This is a genomic window from Achromobacter spanius (assembly GCF_002966795.1).
GTDB lineage: Bacteria > Pseudomonadota > Gammaproteobacteria > Burkholderiales > Burkholderiaceae_B > Achromobacter > Achromobacter spanius_D.
On the sequence record NZ_CP023270.1, the window covers coordinates 657,416 to 675,546 of the forward strand.

The window sequence follows — 18,131 nt, forward strand, 5'->3', positions numbered from 1 at the left end:
TCGAGCAGTAGAAATCTTCAGGCCGCTGGGACGGTCAGTGTGCTTGGCATTTTTGTGCAGAGCATTTCGAGCCAGAAGCATCTTGCGGTGCCCGTCTCCGTTCGGCCGCGCGGGCGGCCTCCGGAGACTTACGCGGCGTCTTACGGCGTGGTGATGACGCTTCGCGAGTAGGTAGCGTTTGGGTGTCAGACACCGGCGGATTTGTAAGACTGATTCGGGTGTCAGACACCGGCGGATTTGTAGGACTGATTCGGGTGTCAGACACCGGTGGATTTATAGGACTGATTCGGGTGTCAGACACCAATGGATTTGTAGGACCGATTCGGGTGTCTGACACCTTCGTGACCTTCGAGCGAGCACGGCTCGCTGCTAATCGTCACTTGAACTCAAGTGCCCGATGGGCGGCGCGTACTGGTCGGCAAGTTGTGGCGGATCGTCGCCGCGCCGCCCCTCACCGCCCCTCCCACCGTGAGGCGAGCCATTAGCAAGCCACCCTCCATCAGCGCGCAGCGAACTCCGTCTCGACGTCCGACCGACTCAATGCCGGGTTGCCGCCGCCCGGGCGGCAGCAATCCGGCGGCCCCGCGGATTTCCTGCCCTGAACACAGGTCTTGCAGCGCCCATACCAAAGACCCTAGTAGCACGGCGTCGTGGTCACCGGGGAGGCGAGCGCCGTCGATGCGCCCGAGGGAATCTGAAGGAAGTCGCCGGAGGCGACAACGAAGATGACGAAGGGGCAGTCCGGAGCGAAGGCTCCGGACCGCAATCGTGGGCGCTCGCCTCCCCGGTGACCGCGGCGTCGGGCGACCTACGAAGAACGGAACAACGCGACCCACGAAGATCGAAAGAAAGCGACCTACGAAGCCGCAGCCTCCCCCTTAACCTCGCCCACAAACCGACAATCCAACTCCAGAGACAACTCATCCATCCCCAGAATATCCACCTCCACAGCCGTCCCCCGCTCAAACTCCGGCATCCCCCCCACCCGAGTCACCAACGGCGCATTCGCAAACCGAACCAGATCATCCCGCAGTACGTGCGCCACCGTCCGCGTCACGCCGTTCTGCTTCAGCCAGCGTAGGCACCAGTAGCGTTCCATTGCGCTCTGGAACTCGGCCCAGGCCGCGTATTGCGCATCAAAGGCGCCGATGATGGCGAACAGATCTGCGTCGCGCGGTTTGAACGGAGCGATCAGGCGGGCCGAGACGCCATGTTCCACCGCGGCGATCAGTTGCCACTGGTTGACCAGGTCGACATAGCGGCGCAGCGGCGACGTGCTCCACGCGTACTGCGGGACACCGATGGCCTCGTGCGGCAGCGCCTGTGTGCTCATGCGCACGCGGCCCGCTTGTTGCGAGCGGTAGATGCCCGGCACGCCGTGCTGGTTCAGGAGGCCGCCCCACAGGTTGTTGGCCAGGATCATGTACTCGGCCACCATGCGGTCCAGCGGCGCGTTGCGCTGGCGCGGGACCAGGCGCACGGGCGTGTCGGGATCGTCGGGGTTGCCGTCCAGGTAGAAGCTGTATTCCACCCGCGAATTGTTTTCCGGCTTGCCGCGCACGTTTTCGCGTTGCGCGGACAGGGCTTGGGCCAGCTTCCAGAGCGGGCGCAGCCAATGGCCGTAGGGCAGGTCGGCATCCGGGTCGGACAGGCTGGCCTCGGTGACCTGGCTGTCCAGCATGTTGTGGCGCAGGTTTTCGCGCACGACGATGCGTTCCAGGCGGGTTTCCGATTCGATGATTTCGCCGGTTTCGGGGTTGGCGATGACGTACAGCGACAGCGCGGGCACTTCGCGGCCGGCGTCCAGCGAGAACGCCTGGATGACGCTGTCCGGCTGCATCGGGATCTTGTCGCCGGGCATGTAGACGGTGGACAAGCGGGCGCGGGCCAGCTTGTCGAGCTCGCTGTCGCGGGTGACGGACAGGCCGGGGGCGGCGACGTGGACGCCGACGCGCACGCGGCCATCGGGCAGCGTGGAGACGGAGAGCGCATCGTCGATTTCCGTGGTGGTGACATCGTCCACGGAATAGATCTCGGCGTCGGCCAGCGGCAGTTCGCGGTCGATGGGCGGCAGTTCCACGTCGGGGAAAGCCAGGCCGCGCGGGAAGTTGACGGCCAGGAAGCGGCGCTTGTGCAGGGCGAGGGCGTGCGGCCACGCGCCCAGTTCGAGCAGCAGGCGGTCAGGCGTCTTGCCCAGCTTGGCGCACGCGGCGTCCAGAGCCTTCCATTGCTGCGAGTTCTTGTCCGGACGGATCAGGAGCGATTCGGCGGCCTGGGCGATGGGTTCGGGCAGGCGGCCGGCGGCCATTTCGTCGACCCATTCCTGCTGCTGTTCGGCCTGGCGCTGCTTCTTTTCCAGCGCGGCCAGCGCGGCGGCCAGAATGTCTGGCGGCGCAGGGCGGTAGCGGCCCTTGCCGCGGCGGTGGAAGTACGCCGGCGCGCCATGCAGCCGCATCAGCAGCGCGGCTTGTTCGACGGGCGTGGGGGCGTGGCCGAAGTAGTCGGCGGCCAGGGCGGGGGAGTCGAATTCCTCTTGCGGCGCGCATTCCCACAAGAACTGCAGGTCCAGCGTCTCGGCCGTGGCGGCCGCCTGGGTCATCAGGGCCGCCGGATCCGGCGAGGCGAAGTTGAACAGGGTATTGGCGCGCTTGATTTTGCTGCGCTTGCCCGACTCCGACTCCACCTGCAGGCTGGCGTCGGTCTCGGACAGGATATTGCCGGCCTTGAAGCTGCCGTCATCTTCGTAAAACACATACATGGTGGGGATCGTCCTGGGCGGCGGCCTCGCGCCGCCTTGCGCAGCTTGGTGGGTGTTGAAAGTCGATATTGATTATCAGGCGCGTACCGGCTTGCCGCCTAGGGCGAATTCAAGCACTTCCGGCATCCATTGCGCGAAATCGGATAGGCCGTGGTCGCTGCCTTGCACGATACGCTGGCGGCAGCCGGCGTATCGGTCGCGCATCTCGCGCCAGTCCAGCACTTCGTCGCCGGTCGCCGCCACCAGGAAATACCGGTCGGGCTGCGTGATGCGCGGTGCATGGATGGCGGCCAGTTCGTCCACATATTCGGGCAAAAAAACGAACGGCGCGCCGGAATGATACATGTGGTGCTCGCCGACCTGGGTGGCAAGGTCGCGTGCGGCGTGGACGGCGGGGTTCAGCAGTACGGCCTTGCAGCCCAGCTGCTCGGCGATCCACGTGGCGTAGAAACCGCCCAGCGACGAGCCGATCACGGTCAGTTCGCGCGGCGAATCGGTGTCCGCCAGCCGGTCGCGCGCCATGCCAAGCGCCAGGTCAATGGCTTCGCGCGGGCTGGCGGGCAGTTGCGGGCAGGCCCACGCGTCCGTCAGGCCGCGCGCGGCCATGGCGTCGGCCATCATGCGGGCCTTGAACGAGTCGGGCGACGATCGGAAACCGTGTAGATAGAGGATCATTGCTTGCTGTTTCCGTCTGCGTTGCGGGAGCCGGTCAGGCGGGCGAAATCAGCCGCGCGCCTGCAGCGCATCCAGCAGCTTGCCATGGATGCCGCCGAAGCCGCCATTGCTCATGACCAGCACCTGGTCGCCCGGGCGGGCGGCGCCAGCGACGGCGTCGACCAGCGCGCCGATGTCATCGTAACTGGAGGCCCGGCCGCCCAGGGGCGCCAGGACCTCGGCGGGATTCCAGCCCAGCGCGTGCTTGCCTTCGCTGGCGCCAAAGCAGAACACCAGGTCGGCGTCGGTCAGCGCCTCGGGCAGCCGTGCCGCCATGGTGCCCAGCTTCATGGTGTTGGATCGCGGCTCCAGCACGGCCAGGATGCGCGCGGCGCCCACCTGGCGGCGCAGGCCTTCCACCGTGGTGGCGATTGCCGTGGGGTGGTGGGCGAAATCGTCGAAGACCTTGATGCCGTTGACCGTGCCGCGCAATTCCATGCGGCGCTTGACGCCGGCAAAGCGAGTAAGGGCGTCGATGCCCTGTTCGGCCGGCACGCCGACGTGTTCAGCGGCGGCCAGGGCGGCCAGCGCGTTCATGCGGTTGTGTTCGCCGCTCAGCGACCAGCGCACCGTGCCGGCGCGAACCCCGGCGCGCGTGACCTCGAACGCGCCGTCAGCGTCCGGCGGCGACGCCTGCCACTGTCCATCCGGACCGAACGTGACGGTATCCGACCAGCATCCGCGCGCAATCACGCGATCCAGCGCGTCCGATTGGGTGGGCCGCACGATGCGGCCCGAACCGGGGATCGTGCGGACCAGATGGTGGAACTGCGTTTCGATCGCCGCGAGATCGGGGAAGATGTCGGCGTGATCGTATTCCAGGTTGTTCAGAATGGCTGTGCGGGGGCGGTAGTGGACGAACTTCGAGCGCTTGTCGAAGAACGCCGTGTCGTATTCGTCCGCCTCGATGACGAAGGGGCGGCGCGCCGGGTCGTAGCGGGCGGACACATGCAGGTCCTGCGCCACGCCGCCGATCAGGAAATTCGGGGCCATGCCGGCGGCTTCCAGCACCCAGGCCAGCATCGAGCTGGTGGTGGTCTTGCCGTGCGTGCCGGCAACGGCCAGCACGTGCGCGCCGGGCAGGATGTTGTCGCCCAGCCATTGCGGCCCGGACACGTAGCGCGCGCCGGATTCCAGAATGGCTTCCATCAGCGGATTGCCGCGGCTGACCACGTTGCCGATGACATACAGGTCCGGCTTGAGCGCCAGTTGCTCGGCGCCAAAGCCCTCGATCAGTTCGATACCCTGTTCGGAAAGCTGGGTGCTCATCGGCGGGTACACGCCCGCGTCGCAGCCCGTGACTTTGTGGCCGGCGGCGCGCGCGATCAGCGCGAGCCCGCCCATGAAGGTGCCGCAGATGCCAAGAATGTGCAGGTGCATTGATAAATCTCCTGCCCAGCATTGTATATATAGCGGCCCCGCAAGCCCGCGCCCCGCGCCTGCGGCGTAAAACGGCCGCAACGGTTATCATCGCGCCATGAATCGACGCCTACTTCTTTCCGCCGCCGTGGCGGTAGCCGCGACTGTCGCGGGCGGCTACACGCTGATGGGCCGCAAGCCCAAGAACGACGCCGCGCCGGCCGACGCGGGCGACCCGGTCGCGGGACTCATGCAAATGCAGCTTCCGGATCTGAACGGCGCCTCGCAATCGCTGGCCGGCTGGAAGGGCCAGCCCATCGTGGTCAATTTCTGGGCAACGTGGTGCGCGCCGTGCGTCAAGGAAATGCCCGCGCTAGACGCCTTGCAGAAAAAATACCCGCAAGTCCGCTTTGTCGGCATCGGCGTCGATTCCGCCGCCAACATGCAGAAGTTTGTCGAGAAAGTACAGGTTTCCTACCCGTTGTGGGTGATTGGCGCTGGTGCCATCGATACGCTGCGCAAGCTGGGCAGCCCCAGCGGCGGGCTGCCGTTTACTATCGTTTTCAATGCAGATGGCAGCATTAACCGGAAGATATTGGGCGAAGTCCAGCCCGACGACCTGGATCGCACCCTTGCGGGTTTAAAGGCGTAAGTCTGTTGGACAAATAGTAGGAATTGGCGTAAAAAGCTGGTTTATCGGCTGTTTTGCCAACAATTGGCAATCCACTTATTGGCACGCGCATGGCGCAAAACATACTGGTATTGCATGGCCCGAATCTGAACCTGCTTGGCACCCGGGAACCTCATATCTACGGCAGTCTTACGCTTGCCCAGATCAATGAGCGTCTCGAGTTGCTCGCGGGCGAATTGGGCGCCACGCTGTCTGCGTGGCAAAGCAATCACGAAGGTGCGCTGGTTGACCGCATTCAGGCGGCCCGGCAGGACGGCACGGACTTCATCATCATCAACGCAGCGGCATACACGCACACCAGCGTCGCAATTCGCGACGCGCTGGCCGGGGTCGCGATCCCATTTATTGAAGTACATTTGTCCAATCTGTATAAGCGAGAGCCGTTCAGGCATCACTCTTATCTGTCCGACTTGGCGCAAGGCCTGATCAGCGGCCTGGGCGCGGACGGCTACGAGGCCGCGCTGCGTTACGCAGTGCGGCACTGATCTCGCACCAATTCAACGCTTTTACATCTTATACGGCGCGAACCCCGACGCTGGGACGACGCCGACACTATCTCGGGAAGCAGCTTCTATGGATCTTCGAAAACTCAAAACCCTGATCGACCTGGTGGCTGAATCGGGCATCGCCGAGCTGGAAATCACCGAAGGCGAAGGCAAGGTCAGAATCGTCAAGTTCTCGCAGACGCTGCAGCCGGTGGCCTACCACCAGCCCGAAGCCGGCGTGCCCGCCGCGCCCGTCGCCGCCGCCGCGCCCGCCGCTGCACCGGCCGCGCCCGCTGCCCCGGTCATTCAAGGCCACGTCGTGAAGGCCCCGATGGTCGGCACGTTCTACCGCTCGCCGAATCCGGGCGCCGCCCCGTTCATCGACGTGGGCGCCACCGTCAAGGAAGGCGACCCGCTGTGCATCATTGAAGCCATGAAGCTGCTCAATGAAATCGAAGCCGACAAGTCGGGCGTCATCAAAGAAATCCTGGTCGAAAACGGTGAGCCCGTCGAGTACGGTCAACCCCTCTTCGTCATTGGCTGATAGCTGAACATGTTCGAAAAAATCCTGATCGCCAATCGGGGCGAAATCGCCCTGCGCATTCAGCGCGCCTGCCGCGAGCTGGGCATCAAGACCGTCGTCGTGCACTCCGAGGCCGATCGCGAAGCCAAGTACGTGCGCCTTGCCGATGAATCCGTGTGCATCGGGCCCGCGCCGTCGCGTGAAAGCTACCTGAACATGCCGGCCATCATCTCGGCCGCCGAAGTCACGGATTCCGAGGCAATCCACCCGGGTTACGGGTTCTTGTCCGAAAATGCCGACTTCGCCGATCGCGTCGAGAAGAGCGGTTTCGTGTTCATCGGTCCGCGTCCGGACACGATCCGCCTGATGGGCGACAAGGTCAGCGCCAAGCGCGCCATGATCGAAGCCGGCGTGCCGGTGGTGCCGGGTTCCGAGGGCGCGTTGCCCGACGATCCGCAGGAAATCCTGCGTACGGCGCGCGAAGTCGGCTATCCGGTCATCATCAAGGCTGCAGGCGGCGGCGGTGGCCGCGGCATGCGCGTGGTGTACACCGAGGCCGCGCTGCTCAATGCCGTCACGATGACGCGTTCCGAAGCAGGCGCCGCGTTCAACAACCCGGAAGTCTATATGGAGAAGTTCCTCGAGAACCCGCGCCATATCGAAATTCAGGTGCTGGCCGACGGCGGCCGCAACGCGGTCTGGCTGGGTGAACGCGACTGCTCCATGCAGCGCCGCCACCAGAAGGTCATCGAGGAAGCGCCGGCCCCCGGCGTTGCCCGCCGCCTGATCGAGCGCATCGGCGACCGCTGTGCCGACGCCTGCCGCAAGATGGGCTATCGCGGCGCCGGCACGTTCGAGTTCCTGTATGAAAACGGCGAGTTCTATTTCATTGAAATGAACACCCGCATCCAGGTCGAACACCCGGTCACCGAGCTGATCACCGGCATTGACCTGGTGCAGCAGCAGATCCTGGTCGCCGCTGGAGAAAAGTTCACGCTGCGACAGCGCGACATCACGTTCAAGGGCCACGCGATCGAATGCCGCATCAATGCGGAAGATCCGTTCCGTTTCGTGCCCAGCCCCGGCCGCATTACCAACTGGCACACGCCGGGCGGTCCGGGCGTGCGTATCGACTCTCACGCCTTCAATGGCTACTTCGTGCCGCCGAACTACGACTCGATGATCGCCAAGGTCATCACGTACGGCGACACGCGGGACCAGGCGCTGGCCCGCATGCGCATCGCGCTGTCGGAAATGGTGGTGGAAGGCATTTCCACCAACATCCCGCTGCACCGCGAGATGCTGCAGGACGCCCGCTTCATCGAAGGCGGCACCAGCATCCACTATCTGGAACACAAGTTGGCGCAGCGTCCCTGACCGACTTTGGGGCCTCACGGCCCCTTTTGCGTTTTACCTCGTTGATGTTTTATGGTTGATCGGGCCGCGGCGGATGCCGCGGCCCGTTGACCAGATGGAAGAGAAAAATCATGCGTGAACTCGTGCTCCATTGCTCGGAGGCGCAGGCCGAAGCGTTGTCGGATGCCTTGCTCGAAGCCGGCGTGCTGTCGGTCTCCGTCGAAGACGCCGACTTCGGCACCGAAGTCGAACGCCCGTTGTTCGGCGAGCCGGGCACCGAGCCCGACGTGCAGGCATGGGACCGCAATCTCGTCGTCGCCTTGCTGCCCGACGGCGCCGATCCCGCGCAGATCATGGCAGAAGCCGGCCAAACCGCGGAGCTCGATGCATCGGTGTTCGACGGCTGGAGCCTGCGCGACGTGCCGGATGCCGACTGGGTTCGCCTGACGCAATCGCAGTTTGGCCCGATTCACATTGCCGAACGCCTCTGGATCGTGCCGAGCTGGCACCGCGACAATCCCGATGTGCCCGGACTGGATACGGCCGTGCCCGACCAGGACGGCGCCATCCATATCGAACTGGACCCGGGCCTGGCCTTTGGCACCGGCAGCCACCCCACGACGCACCTGTGCCTGGCCTGGCTCGAGGCCGAGCTTCCCGCTGGCGCGACCCTGCTGGACTACGGTTGCGGATCCGGCATCCTGGCCATCGCGGCGCGCAAGCTCGGCGCTGGCCCCACGCAGGCAGTCGATATCGACGCGCAGGCGGTGCAAAGCACGGTGTTCAACGCCCAGGTCAACAAGGTCGAGCTTCAGGCCATGCTGCCCGACGGACTGGCGGACGGCACGTTCGAAGTCGTGGTCGCCAACATCCTGTCCAATCCCCTGAAAGTGCTGGCCCCCATGCTGGCGGGCCGCGTTGCCTCGGGCGGTCACCTGGTGTTGTCGGGCGTGCTGGAACGCCAGGCTGAGGAAGTCGCGGCCGCCTATGCGCCGTGGCTCCCCATGTCGGTCTGGCGCGCGCGTGACGGCTGGGTCTGCCTGCACGGCAAGAAGCCCTGAGCCGCGGCAGCAGGAGCACGCCTCATGGCTCTGACCACCCGCTGCCCGCAGTGCGGCACCTCGTTCAAGGTGGTGCCTGACCAGCTTCGGGTCCGCAATGGGCTGGTGCGTTGCGGCGCCTGCTCGACCGTTTTCGATGGCCGTGCGTGCCTGGTGTCCGCGTCTGGTGCGCCCGTCGCGGCAGCGGTGCCGGCCACGGCGCCGCTGCCATCGTCCGTCGCGGCCATTGCGGCGCCCGTGCTGTCCGCACCCGAGCCGCATCCGCCTGCCGCCCCGATTCCCGAACCCGCCTTCACGCCGGTGCCCAGGTCACCCGCTGCGCCGGCTGAGCCGCGCGTGGTCCTGCCTTGGGAAGACGAACCCGTGGCGCCACCGGCGCCGACCATTCCGCCCGCCGTGCTGCGGGGCCGGGACGATATCCGCAAGCGTGCCGAGCCGGAAGCGGCCATGCCGGACGACCACGCTGAAGACGACGACTACCCCGACGATGACGGCGAGCCATTCCTGCGCGAGCCGGAGCCGCCCCGCACCGCGCCCGCGCAGCGGCCTCCCGTATTTCGCAACGAACCCATCGTCGCCAGCCGGTCCGGCGAGCCGACGCTGGACTGGCGCGCCGGGCAGCCGCGCAGCGACTTACGCAGCGATGTGCGCCATGACCCGCGCCACGACATTTCCGATGACCTCCACGACGACGTGCGCGACATTGAACGCGACGACGAATACGAGGACGAAGACGACCTGGAACGCGGCGCTCACGAGCCGGTACTGGGGGACACGCGCACGCGTTATTCCAGCGCCACCGACGTGGGCCGCGCGCCACCCGAATTCCTGGATCAGGATCGCATCGAGCGCAGCGGCTTCGTGCGCAAGCTGTGGGGCTACGCGTGCGTGGCCGGGCTGATCGTGCTGGCCCTGCAACTGCTCTACGCCTACCGCACCGAGATCGCCAATTCCGTGCCGGCGCTGCGTCCGGTGCTGGAGGCCGCCTGCAAGCCGCTGGATTGCACGGTCGGCTATGCGCGCCGCCGCGACCTCATCAGCATTTCGTCGTCGTCGCTACAGCCGCCAACGGGCGCAGCGGCCATCGACGATGGTCGCACGCGCCTCGTGCTGACCGTGATGCTGCACAACCGCTACGACAAGCCGCAGCATTGGCCGGCGCTGGTGCTTGAGCTGAACGACCTGTCAGACACGGTGGTCGTGCGCAAGGTGCTGATGCCCGAGAATTACCTCACGCCCGAGCAATTGCGCGGACCGTTCGGTTCCCAGGGCGCGTTGAAGATTTCAGTCCCCATTGAAGTGACCGGCGTTCAGGTCAATGGCTACCAACTCGACAAGTTTTTTCCGTAAAGGATGACAAGCATGGCAACTCCCGTTCTGGTCTGCGGTTCGATGGCGTTCGACACCATCGCGGTGTTCGAAGGTCGCTTCAAGGAGCACATTCTTGCCGACCGCATTCAGTCGCTGAGCGTGTCGTTCCTGGTCCCCAGCATGCGCAAGGAATATGGCGGCTGCTCGGGCAACATCGCCTACAACATGAACCTGTTGGGCGGCACGCCGGTGCCGGTGGCCACCATCGGCGAAGACGCCGGTGAATACATGCAGCGTCTGTCGGGCCTGGGCATTGACGTCAGCCGCGTCAAGGTGATTCCCGACACGTTCACGGCGCAGTGCTTCATCACGACCGACCTGGACGACAATCAGATCACCGCGTTTCACCCGGGCGCCATGTCGTTTGCCGCGCAAAACGACCTGAGCGACGCCGACGCCGCCTGGGCCATCGTCGCCCCGGACGCGAAGGAGGGCATGTTTGCCCACGCTGAACGCTTGCACAAGCGCGGCATCCCCTTCATCTTCGACCTGGGCCAGGCCATGCCGCTGTTTGACGGCGCCGATCTCGAGCGCATGCTCAAACTGGCGCAGGCCCTCACGGTCAATGACTATGAAGCGGGCGTGGTCGAGCAGCGCACGGGCCGCAGCGTTGCGGACATTGCGCGCACGCTGCAGGCCGTGGTCGTGACCCGCGGCGCCGAAGGCGCGACGCTTCACACCGAAGGCAAGACCATCCAGATCGAACCCGTGCGCGCCTCGCAGGTGGTGGACCCCACCGGCTGCGGCGACGCGCAGCGCGGCGGCCTGCTGTATGGCCTGACCAGCGGCTGGAGCTGGGAAGACAGCTGCCGCCTGGGCAACGTCATGGGCGCCATCAAGATCGCTTCGCGCGGCCCGCAGAACCATGTGCCGACGCGCGCCGAGATCGATGCGGTGCTGCACGCCACGTACGGCATTCATCTGCCTGCCTAAGCAAAAGGACCCGGGGAACCGTCGTCCGGCGCATAGGTCGAAACCCAGCGCGAATTCAATAGGCAACGGGCTGTAGCCCGTTGTGTCGCGCAGGGTTTTGCAGCTTCTGGCGGAGCGTTTCAGTCTGTTGCCAGTGAGCTTGTCCGGCGTTTTGCCCGGAGTATGATCACTTACCGTCGGCAGTGCCCGAATGAGGAGTCCAAATGAATCATATAAAGTCTTTTTCCCTGGTGACGCCGCGCACTGGCCGCTGGTTGGCTGTCGCGGCAGTGGTGACGTCGGTGGCGGTGCTTGGCGGTTGTGCAAACCCCAGCGCGTCCAGCGGCGTGTACAGCTACGATCAAGCGCAACGCGAACAGATCGTCCGTAATGGCACGGTCACCGGCGTGCGTCCGATCGTCATTCAGAACGACAAGTCCAGCGGCGTCGGCATGGTGGCTGGCGGCGCGCTGGGTGGTGTGGCCGGCAACGCGATCGGTGGCGGCACGGGCCGCACGATCGCCACGGTGGGCGGCGTCATCTTGGGCGCCCTGGCCGGCAACGCCGTCGAAAACCGCGCCCAGAAGAACTCTGGCCTGGAAATCACGGTGCGCCTGGATAACGGCGAAACCCGTGTGGTCGCGCAGGAAGCGGACGTGCCCATCAGCGTGGGCCAGCGCGTCCAGGTGATCAGCGGCGCCGGTCCGACCCGCGTCACGCCGATGTAATCGGTTCGCCGCCATCAGAAAGCCCGCGCAAGCGGGCTTTTTTTGTCGCTCGCCCGCAACGCAGCCCCCCGGGATTTACCCGCGAACGTTACCTTTCCAAGCGTTTTCTCGCCATTTCCTCCATAAGTTTCATGGCGATTCCACGGCCGAAGTGCAATGATTGCGACGGCGCGGCAGTCCGGATTTAATGTAACCACGTGCTTCCGGAGGCCCTGCTTGCTGGCTGGAATTTTTCAGTTTGGTTTCAGCTATTTTCTGTATCCTCGTCGCCTGAATCCCGGGGCGGGGGATGGTTTGCCGAACAGGCAACGTTACGCTGCAATACCTATGCATACCGAGCAAGAACTCCACACCAAGATCGGCGAGATCGTCGAGTCGATCGTCATGAAGAAAGTCACCCCCGACACGCAACTGATTGCCACCGGCCTGGTCGATTCGCTCGCCGCCGTGGACATCACGCTGGCGGTCGAGTCCGAGTACGGCTGCAGCATTCCGGCTCCCGAAATCGCAGAGCACCTTCAGTCGGTCCGCGTGCTTGCCGGCTATGTCGCTGCCCATACTTCGTAATACGCGTTTGCTGTCGCACGTCGCGGCGGCAGCCACGGCAGTGGCGTTGGCGGTGGGCACGTATTGCGGCGCGGACGACCTGCTCAGCCGCGTCGTCAATCCGTCGTCATCGCCCTCGGCCACCGCGGCCGACAAGAGCAACTACCTGCCCAATCTGGGGCCAGATTGGGGCACCCAGCACGTCAACCTGAACCGTCTGGGCAACGCCCTGAGCGACGGCACGCTGGTGGTGCTGGGATCCTCCGAACTGTCCAGCCACGACCTGCGCTTCGTTCCCTACCGCTTCTTTCCCGAAGAGCTGAAGGTGCCGACGCTCGCGTACGGCCACGCGATGTTCCAGTCATACGGCATCGTCAGCGTGCTGGAGTCGGTGTCCGATTCGCTCACGCCCAACACGCGCCTGGTCATCATGCTGTCGCCTGCCTGGTTCGCCTCGGGCGGGCAATTGCCGCGCAGCGCGTTTGCCGAGCACGTCACGGGACCGGTCTGGGACCGGTTGTGGGACCAGCCCAGCACGCGCGAGCAGATGCAGAACTGGATCAGCGACAACGCGAACTGGGGCTTGCTGTGGCTCATCGCCAATGGTCAGGTGTCCGAGCTGAAGGACAAGCTGGCGCTGTGGTGGCATGCGCGTCAGGCGCCGGCGCCCGACAAGCCGCGCAGCAAGCTGTCCGTGCCTGCGCACCGCTTCGTGTCCTGGCCGGCGTCGGCCCGGTTGAATTCGGGGCAGTGGTCTCAGATCACCCACGAAGCTCGCGTCGTCGAGCACAACCTGGGCGGAAACAATCCCTACGACGTGCGCGACGACTACTACAAGCAGTACCTCGCGCCGCTGTACTCGCCCGCGCGCAATGAATTCGCCGACGTCGATCCCATCACCCGCACTGAACTGGGCGACCTCTCGCGTGTGATGGCGCTGCTGCAAAAGCGCAAGGTCAAGGCGTACTTCGTCATCCAGCCGTTCAACCCCAAGCTCATCCTGGACGTCGAACGGTTCGATCCGGTGGTGGACGCCATCACCGGCATGTGCACGCGCTATCAGATGGGGTGTCTGGATCTTTACAGCATTCCCTTCGAGCCCGGCATGCTGCGCGATGACATGCACCTGGCCGAACTCGGCTGGGCCATGGCCGATCAAGGCATTGCGGAGTATTTTTCCCGATGAAATTCTTTCGTAAAGACGAAGCCCGCAATGCGGGCACGCCGTGGGCGCGCCGCTTCTTCTGGCACCTGTGCCTGTACGTGGGCGTGATCCTCGTGTTCGTGCTGCAGGCGCAGCCCACGACGGGCAGCGGCGGACCGATCAAGGTCGAATTCCAATACCAGCAGTTCTGAGCGCACCATGGAACTCTTCGCAAGCTTGAGCTTCTTCGGGGGCGCCCTGTTCGGCGGCCTGGGCCTTGTCGCCTATCGGTCGTCCGGCATGCCGCTGCGCATCGGCTATCGCCACATCATCGGCGTCATCTGTCTGGGCGTGTGGATGGCGGTGTTCTGGGCGCGGCCCTATCAGCCCATTGCGCTCTTCGCCATTTCCGGCGCCGCGCTGTGGGCCATGCGCCGCAACTACATCCCGACCTGGCTGGCGGTGATCATCACGATGACGCCGTTGCTGCTGGTCAAGACCGGCGTATCGCACCTGGGCGCCATGCTCGGGTTGTCCTTCGCCACCTTCCGCGCCATCGACGTGCTGCTGTTCGCGCCCCGCAACGAGCGCGTCTCGCCGCTGGATTACTTCATCTACCTGTTCTTCCCGCTGACGCTGCTTGCCGGTCCCATGTACCGCTGGCGCGCCTTTCAGGCCGATCTGAAGCGCGGCTACGAAGGCGTCAACCTGAACACCTGGTTGACGGGGCTGGAGCTCATCATGGTGGGCGTGATCCAGAAGTTCGGCCTGGCCGAGCTGATCTGGCGCTACGGACTGGCCACGCTGGACGCGCACGACTATTCGTTTACGGGCGTGGCGCTGAATGCCTCGCTCTACAGCGCCTACCTGTTCTTCGACTTTGCCGGCTACTCGACGATGGCGATCGGCATCGGCATGCTGTTCGGTTTCACGCTGCCGATCAACTTCCGCAATCCGCTGGCCACGCTGAATCCCCAGGATTTCTGGCGGCGCTGGCACATCAGCCTGTCCGAATGGCTGCGCGACGTCGTGTTCATGCCGATCTACAAGGCGTTGAGCAAGACCAGTTTCTTCGGCCGCCACCGGCTTGCGGCGCAGAACATCGGCATCTTCGCGACGCTGCTGGCGATGGGCGTGTGGAATGGCCTGTCGCTGCACTACATCGTGAGCGGCCTGATGTTCGGTCTGTATTCGGTGGGCCACAACCTGCTGATCAACGCCGCGCGTACGAGGCCCGGCCTGCAGGCGTTTCTGGCCAAGCCCGTCATGCGCTTTCTCGGGCGCGTGCTCACCCTGATTCTGGCCGCGCTGGCGCTGTACGTGTTCAGCGGCCGCAGTCCCATCTGACGCCGGGAGCTTCGGCATGCGTTTCGACTTGAAGTCCTTCCAGTTCGTCGACGACGGACGCGCGCCCGACGCGCTGGCCGTCGCCGCCGCCGACCGCAGCCTGACCTGGGCGCAGTTGCGCGCCGAGGCGCAGGCCTGGGCCGACGCCGCCCGTCAGCAGGGCGTGGCGCCCGACGTGCCGGTAGCTATCTACGGTCACAAGGAAGCCGCGTTCTTCGTCGCCATGGTCGGCGCGCTGCTCATCGGCGCGCCGTTCGTGCCGGTGGATACCATCTATCCTGCCGAGCGTCTGCGCCGCATCGTGGAGATCGTGCGCGCTGCCGCCGTCTTCGATGCCGCGGCGGGCACCTTCTCGGCGGGCGAGGGCGAAGTGCTGCAGGAGCGCGGCCTGGCCTACGTGATGTTCACGTCGGGCAGCACGGGCGATCCGAAGGGTGTGCAGATCGGCCGCGAAAGCGTCGGCCTGCTCGGCGACTGGATGCTTGGCAGCTTTGGTTTGGGTGACGCGCCCGTCTTCATGAACCAGGCGCCTTTCAGTTTCGATCTGTCGATGTACGAGGTCTTCGCCACACTGGCGTCCGGCGGCAGCTGCGTACTCAACGCGCGCGAACAGATCGCCGCGCCCGGTCCGTGGATGGAACGGCTGGCCGGTCACGGCATCTCGGTGTGGGTGTCCACGCCGTCGTTCGCGCACCAGCAACTGGCCAACCGCGACTTCTCGCCCGCCACGCTGCCGACGCTGCGCACGTTCCTCTTCTGCGGCGAACCGCTGCCGGCGGCGCTGGCCAAGAAGCTGCGCCAGCGCTTTCCTGACGCGTCCATCCTGAACACCTACGGCCCCACCGAAGCCACCGTGGCCACCACCTGGATCGAAGTCACCGACGCCGTGCTGGCGGCACACGACCCGCTGCCGGTCGGACATGCCAAACCGGATAGCGTGCTGCTGGTGGACGAGGGCGAGATCTGCATCGTGGGCGACCACGTCATGCGCGGGTATCTCAACCGCGCCGACCTGAACGCGGCCAAGCTCTACACCTATGACGACGGCCGCCGCGCGTTCCGCACGGGCGACCTGGGCCTGATGGAAGAGGGCGGGCTGTTGTTCTGCCGCGGCCGGATGGACGATCAGATCAAACTCAACGGCTACCGCATCGAGCTGGCCGAGATCGACGAAGCCCTGCATGGCCTGCCGGATGTCGAGGCCAGCGCCTGCGCGGTGCTGCGGCGTCCCGACGGCACCGCGGTGCGGTTGATCGGCTTCGTGACGGGGGCAAAGGCGGCGACGCAGGAAGCGTCGCTGCTGGCGCCGGATGCCTTGTCCGGCTGGAAGGAGCGGCTGGCCGAGCGACTGCCGCCGTACATGGTGCCGTCAGAGCTGGTGGCCTGCCAGGCGCTGCCCATGTCGAACAACCACAAGATCGACCGGAAGAAGCTGATCGAAATCTACAGCGCCATTCCGGTCTAGCTGATTACACGCCCATCATGCCGTAGCTCAGGCGAGCCAGGACCATCAGCAGGATCTGCGCCGCCACCAGCAGAATCAGCGGCGAGAAGTCGATCGAGGTGCGCGGCAGGATGCGGCGGATGGGATCGAGCAGCGGCGCGGTCAGCGATTGCAGCAGCGGCATCATGGGCGCCATGGGATTGACCCACGACAGCACGGCCTGGATCAGCGTCAGCCAGACCACCAGGTTCAGGGCCCACTTCGCGGTCATGATGAGCGCCGAGCCCATTGCGGCGGGCAGCAGCGCGGCGGGGATCAGTGCGCCGATGGCCACCAGCCACAGCAGCACCAGATAGACCAGCGCCGACAGCCATGCGCACACGAGGCTGGTCCAATCGATCTTGTTGCCCGCGGGAATGATCTTGCGCAGCGGCATCACGAGCCAGTTGGTGGCGCCGTAGATCGCGCGCGCCAGCGGGTTGAAGGGATGCAGCCGTATCGCGTGCATCCAGGCGCGGGCAATCAGTGCCGCGCCAAACAGCGTGAACACGATTTCGAGAAGGAAGCGGAAGATTTCACCGAGCATGGACGCGATCACCCCAAAAAAGAGGAGTCAATTGTCGCACGGCCAGACGTAAAAATTGCGTACGGTCCTAGTGCTTCAGGCCCAGTGCAAGGGTCAGCCATTTGGATGGCATGACGCGCAGACGACAAAAAAGCCGCCCGGCAAATACCAGGCGGCTCTGATGAAGCTAACGCTTCGGCGCGTCCGGATTAGGGACGGCCACCCGTCGGGAACGGCCACGACGCGGCGGGGTTCAGCGCGGTCTTCGCGCCCGGGGCAGCAGCCGTGGTCGGCGGCGTGGCGGGCTTCTTCGGAGCGGCTTTCTTCGCAGCGGGCTTCTTGGCGGCGGCAGGCTTCTTTGCGGCGACAGCCGGCTTGGAAGCAGGAGCCTTCTTGGCGGCGGGCGCCTTCTTGGCAGCCGGGGCCTTCTTGGCTACGGCCTTCTTGGCAACCGCTTTCTTGGCGGCCGGGGCCTTCTTGGCAGCAGCCTTCTTGGCTACGGCTTTCTTGGCGGCCGGGGCCTTCTTGGCGACAGCCTTCTTGGCTACGGCCTTCTTGGCGACAGCCTTCTTGGCAACTGCCTTCTTGGCAACTGCCTTCTTGGCAACGGCCTTCTTGGCAACGGCCTTCTTGGCGACAGCCTTCTTGGCAACTGCCTTCTTGGCGACGGCCTTCTTGGCGACGGCCTTCTTGGCGACAGCCTTCTTGGCGGCCGGAGCCTTCTTCGCGACGGCCTTCTTGGCTACTGCCTTCTTGGCAACGGCCTTCTTGGCGGCCGGCGCCTTCTTGGCGGCAACCTTCTTCACGGCCGGCTTCTTGGCGGCTGCGACTTTCTTCACTGCGACTTTCTTGACGGCAGCTTTCTTGGCCGGAGCGGCCTTCTTTGCTACTGCCTTCTTGGCGGCGGGTTTTTTCACCGCTGCTTTCTTGACGGCTTTCTTGGCTGTTGCCATGGTCATGCTCCTTAGGTTCAGGGGTCCCAGAACTTAAACCCGTGCCCCGGCCCGCCAATTGGCGGACCGTGCCCGGGCTATTCATCGGCGCATGCCGCTGTTCTGTGCGAGCAACAGCTACTACGGTTTGCGCTAATGAATTCGGCACAGCCATTTGATATGGCCCCCGCTCCT

The 18,131-nt window shown here is 65.0% G+C and carries 18 protein-coding genes; 13 read left to right on the top strand and 5 right to left on the bottom strand.

Translation table 11 applies throughout. From position 1 onward, the window contains the following. Nucleotides 1-856: 856 nt before the first annotated feature. The 3 genes from CLM73_RS02935 to mpl form a co-directional block, all read right to left on the bottom strand. Nucleotides 857-2,758: a ribonuclease catalytic domain-containing protein gene (locus CLM73_RS02935; protein WP_105237250.1), complete on the bottom strand. Its 1,902-nt coding sequence runs from the start codon at nucleotides 2,756-2,758 to the stop codon at nucleotides 857-859. Between the two features lie 75 nt (nucleotides 2,759-2,833). Further along, nucleotides 2,834-3,433: a YqiA/YcfP family alpha/beta fold hydrolase gene (locus tag CLM73_RS02940; protein WP_105237251.1), complete on the bottom strand. Its 600-nt coding sequence runs from the start codon at nucleotides 3,431-3,433 to the stop codon at nucleotides 2,834-2,836. A gap of 48 nt (nucleotides 3,434-3,481) precedes the next feature. Next, nucleotides 3,482-4,852 (bottom strand): UDP-N-acetylmuramate:L-alanyl-gamma-D-glutamyl-meso-diaminopimelate ligase, encoded by a 1,371-nt coding sequence (gene mpl, locus CLM73_RS02945; RefSeq protein ID WP_105237252.1) that lies wholly within the window; start codon nucleotides 4,850-4,852, stop codon nucleotides 3,482-3,484. Between the two features lie 97 nt (nucleotides 4,853-4,949). On the opposite strand from mpl, the gene CLM73_RS02950 reads away from it, so the two are divergent. From CLM73_RS02950 to CLM73_RS03010, 13 genes are all read left to right on the top strand, one after another. Continuing rightward, nucleotides 4,950-5,483, top strand: a complete 534-nt coding sequence (locus CLM73_RS02950; protein ID WP_105237253.1) for a TlpA family protein disulfide reductase — start codon at nucleotides 4,950-4,952, stop codon at nucleotides 5,481-5,483. An 89-nt stretch (nucleotides 5,484-5,572) separates the two neighbouring features. Continuing rightward, nucleotides 5,573-6,007, top strand: coding sequence for a type II 3-dehydroquinate dehydratase (gene aroQ / locus CLM73_RS02955; RefSeq protein WP_056564467.1), 435 nt, complete (start codon nucleotides 5,573-5,575; stop codon nucleotides 6,005-6,007). A gap of 88 nt (nucleotides 6,008-6,095) precedes the next feature. Next, entirely contained in the window at nucleotides 6,096-6,551 is a 456-nt protein-coding gene (gene accB, locus CLM73_RS02960) for an acetyl-CoA carboxylase biotin carboxyl carrier protein (protein ID WP_105237254.1), read from the top strand. Nucleotides 6,552-6,560: 9 nt separating this feature from the next. Continuing rightward, nucleotides 6,561-7,907: an acetyl-CoA carboxylase biotin carboxylase subunit gene (gene accC, locus CLM73_RS02965; RefSeq protein ID WP_056564461.1), complete on the top strand. Its 1,347-nt coding sequence runs from the start codon at nucleotides 6,561-6,563 to the stop codon at nucleotides 7,905-7,907. 110 nt (nucleotides 7,908-8,017) lie between these two features. Further along, a complete protein-coding gene (prmA, locus tag CLM73_RS02970) occupies nucleotides 8,018-8,947 on the top strand; it encodes a 50S ribosomal protein L11 methyltransferase (protein WP_105237255.1) in 930 nt (309 codons plus the stop codon). 24 nt (nucleotides 8,948-8,971) lie between these two features. Then, nucleotides 8,972-10,297: a DUF3426 domain-containing protein gene (locus CLM73_RS02975; protein ID WP_105237256.1), complete on the top strand. Its 1,326-nt coding sequence runs from the start codon at nucleotides 8,972-8,974 to the stop codon at nucleotides 10,295-10,297. A gap of 12 nt (nucleotides 10,298-10,309) precedes the next feature. Next, a complete protein-coding gene (locus CLM73_RS02980) occupies nucleotides 10,310-11,251 on the top strand; it encodes a carbohydrate kinase family protein (protein ID WP_105237257.1) in 942 nt (313 codons plus the stop codon). Nucleotides 11,252-11,454: 203 nt separating this feature from the next. After that, nucleotides 11,455-11,958, top strand: a complete 504-nt coding sequence (locus tag CLM73_RS02985; RefSeq protein WP_105237258.1) for a glycine zipper 2TM domain-containing protein — start codon at nucleotides 11,455-11,457, stop codon at nucleotides 11,956-11,958. A 327-nt stretch (nucleotides 11,959-12,285) separates the two neighbouring features. Continuing rightward, nucleotides 12,286-12,525 carry an acyl carrier protein gene (locus CLM73_RS02990; protein WP_008159625.1) on the top strand — a complete coding sequence of 80 codons (240 nt, stop codon included), beginning with the start codon at nucleotides 12,286-12,288 and terminating at the stop codon, nucleotides 12,523-12,525. Beyond that, nucleotides 12,503-13,690, top strand: coding sequence for a D-alanyl-lipoteichoic acid biosynthesis protein DltD (locus CLM73_RS02995; RefSeq protein ID WP_105237259.1), 1,188 nt, complete (start codon nucleotides 12,503-12,505; stop codon nucleotides 13,688-13,690). Before CLM73_RS02990 ends, CLM73_RS02995 begins: the two co-directional genes overlap by 23 nt. Then, on the top strand, nucleotides 13,687-13,860 hold the full coding sequence (locus CLM73_RS03000; RefSeq protein ID WP_105237260.1) for a hypothetical protein: 174 nt from the start codon (nucleotides 13,687-13,689) through the stop codon (nucleotides 13,858-13,860). The genes CLM73_RS02995 and CLM73_RS03000 overlap by 4 nt, the downstream gene beginning before the upstream one ends. Before the next feature lie 7 nt (nucleotides 13,861-13,867). Beyond that, nucleotides 13,868-14,995, top strand: a complete 1,128-nt coding sequence (locus CLM73_RS03005) for an MBOAT family O-acyltransferase (protein ID WP_105237261.1) — start codon at nucleotides 13,868-13,870, stop codon at nucleotides 14,993-14,995. 16 nt (nucleotides 14,996-15,011) lie between these two features. After that, nucleotides 15,012-16,460 carry a D-alanine--poly(phosphoribitol) ligase gene (locus CLM73_RS03010; protein ID WP_105237262.1) on the top strand — a complete coding sequence of 483 codons (1,449 nt, stop codon included), beginning with the start codon at nucleotides 15,012-15,014 and terminating at the stop codon, nucleotides 16,458-16,460. A gap of 4 nt (nucleotides 16,461-16,464) precedes the next feature. Here CLM73_RS03010 and CLM73_RS03015 read toward each other — a convergent pair whose 3' ends face one another. Beyond that, on the bottom strand, nucleotides 16,465-17,025 hold the full coding sequence (locus CLM73_RS03015; protein WP_056566878.1) for a YggT family protein: 561 nt from the start codon (nucleotides 17,023-17,025) through the stop codon (nucleotides 16,465-16,467). 188 nt (nucleotides 17,026-17,213) lie between these two features. Next, the gene (locus CLM73_RS03020) at nucleotides 17,214-17,957 is read right to left on the bottom strand and encodes a histone H1-like DNA-binding protein (protein WP_105237263.1); all 744 of its coding nucleotides are present in this window, start codon (nucleotides 17,955-17,957) and stop codon (nucleotides 17,214-17,216) included. Nucleotides 17,958-18,131 lie beyond the last annotated feature (174 nt).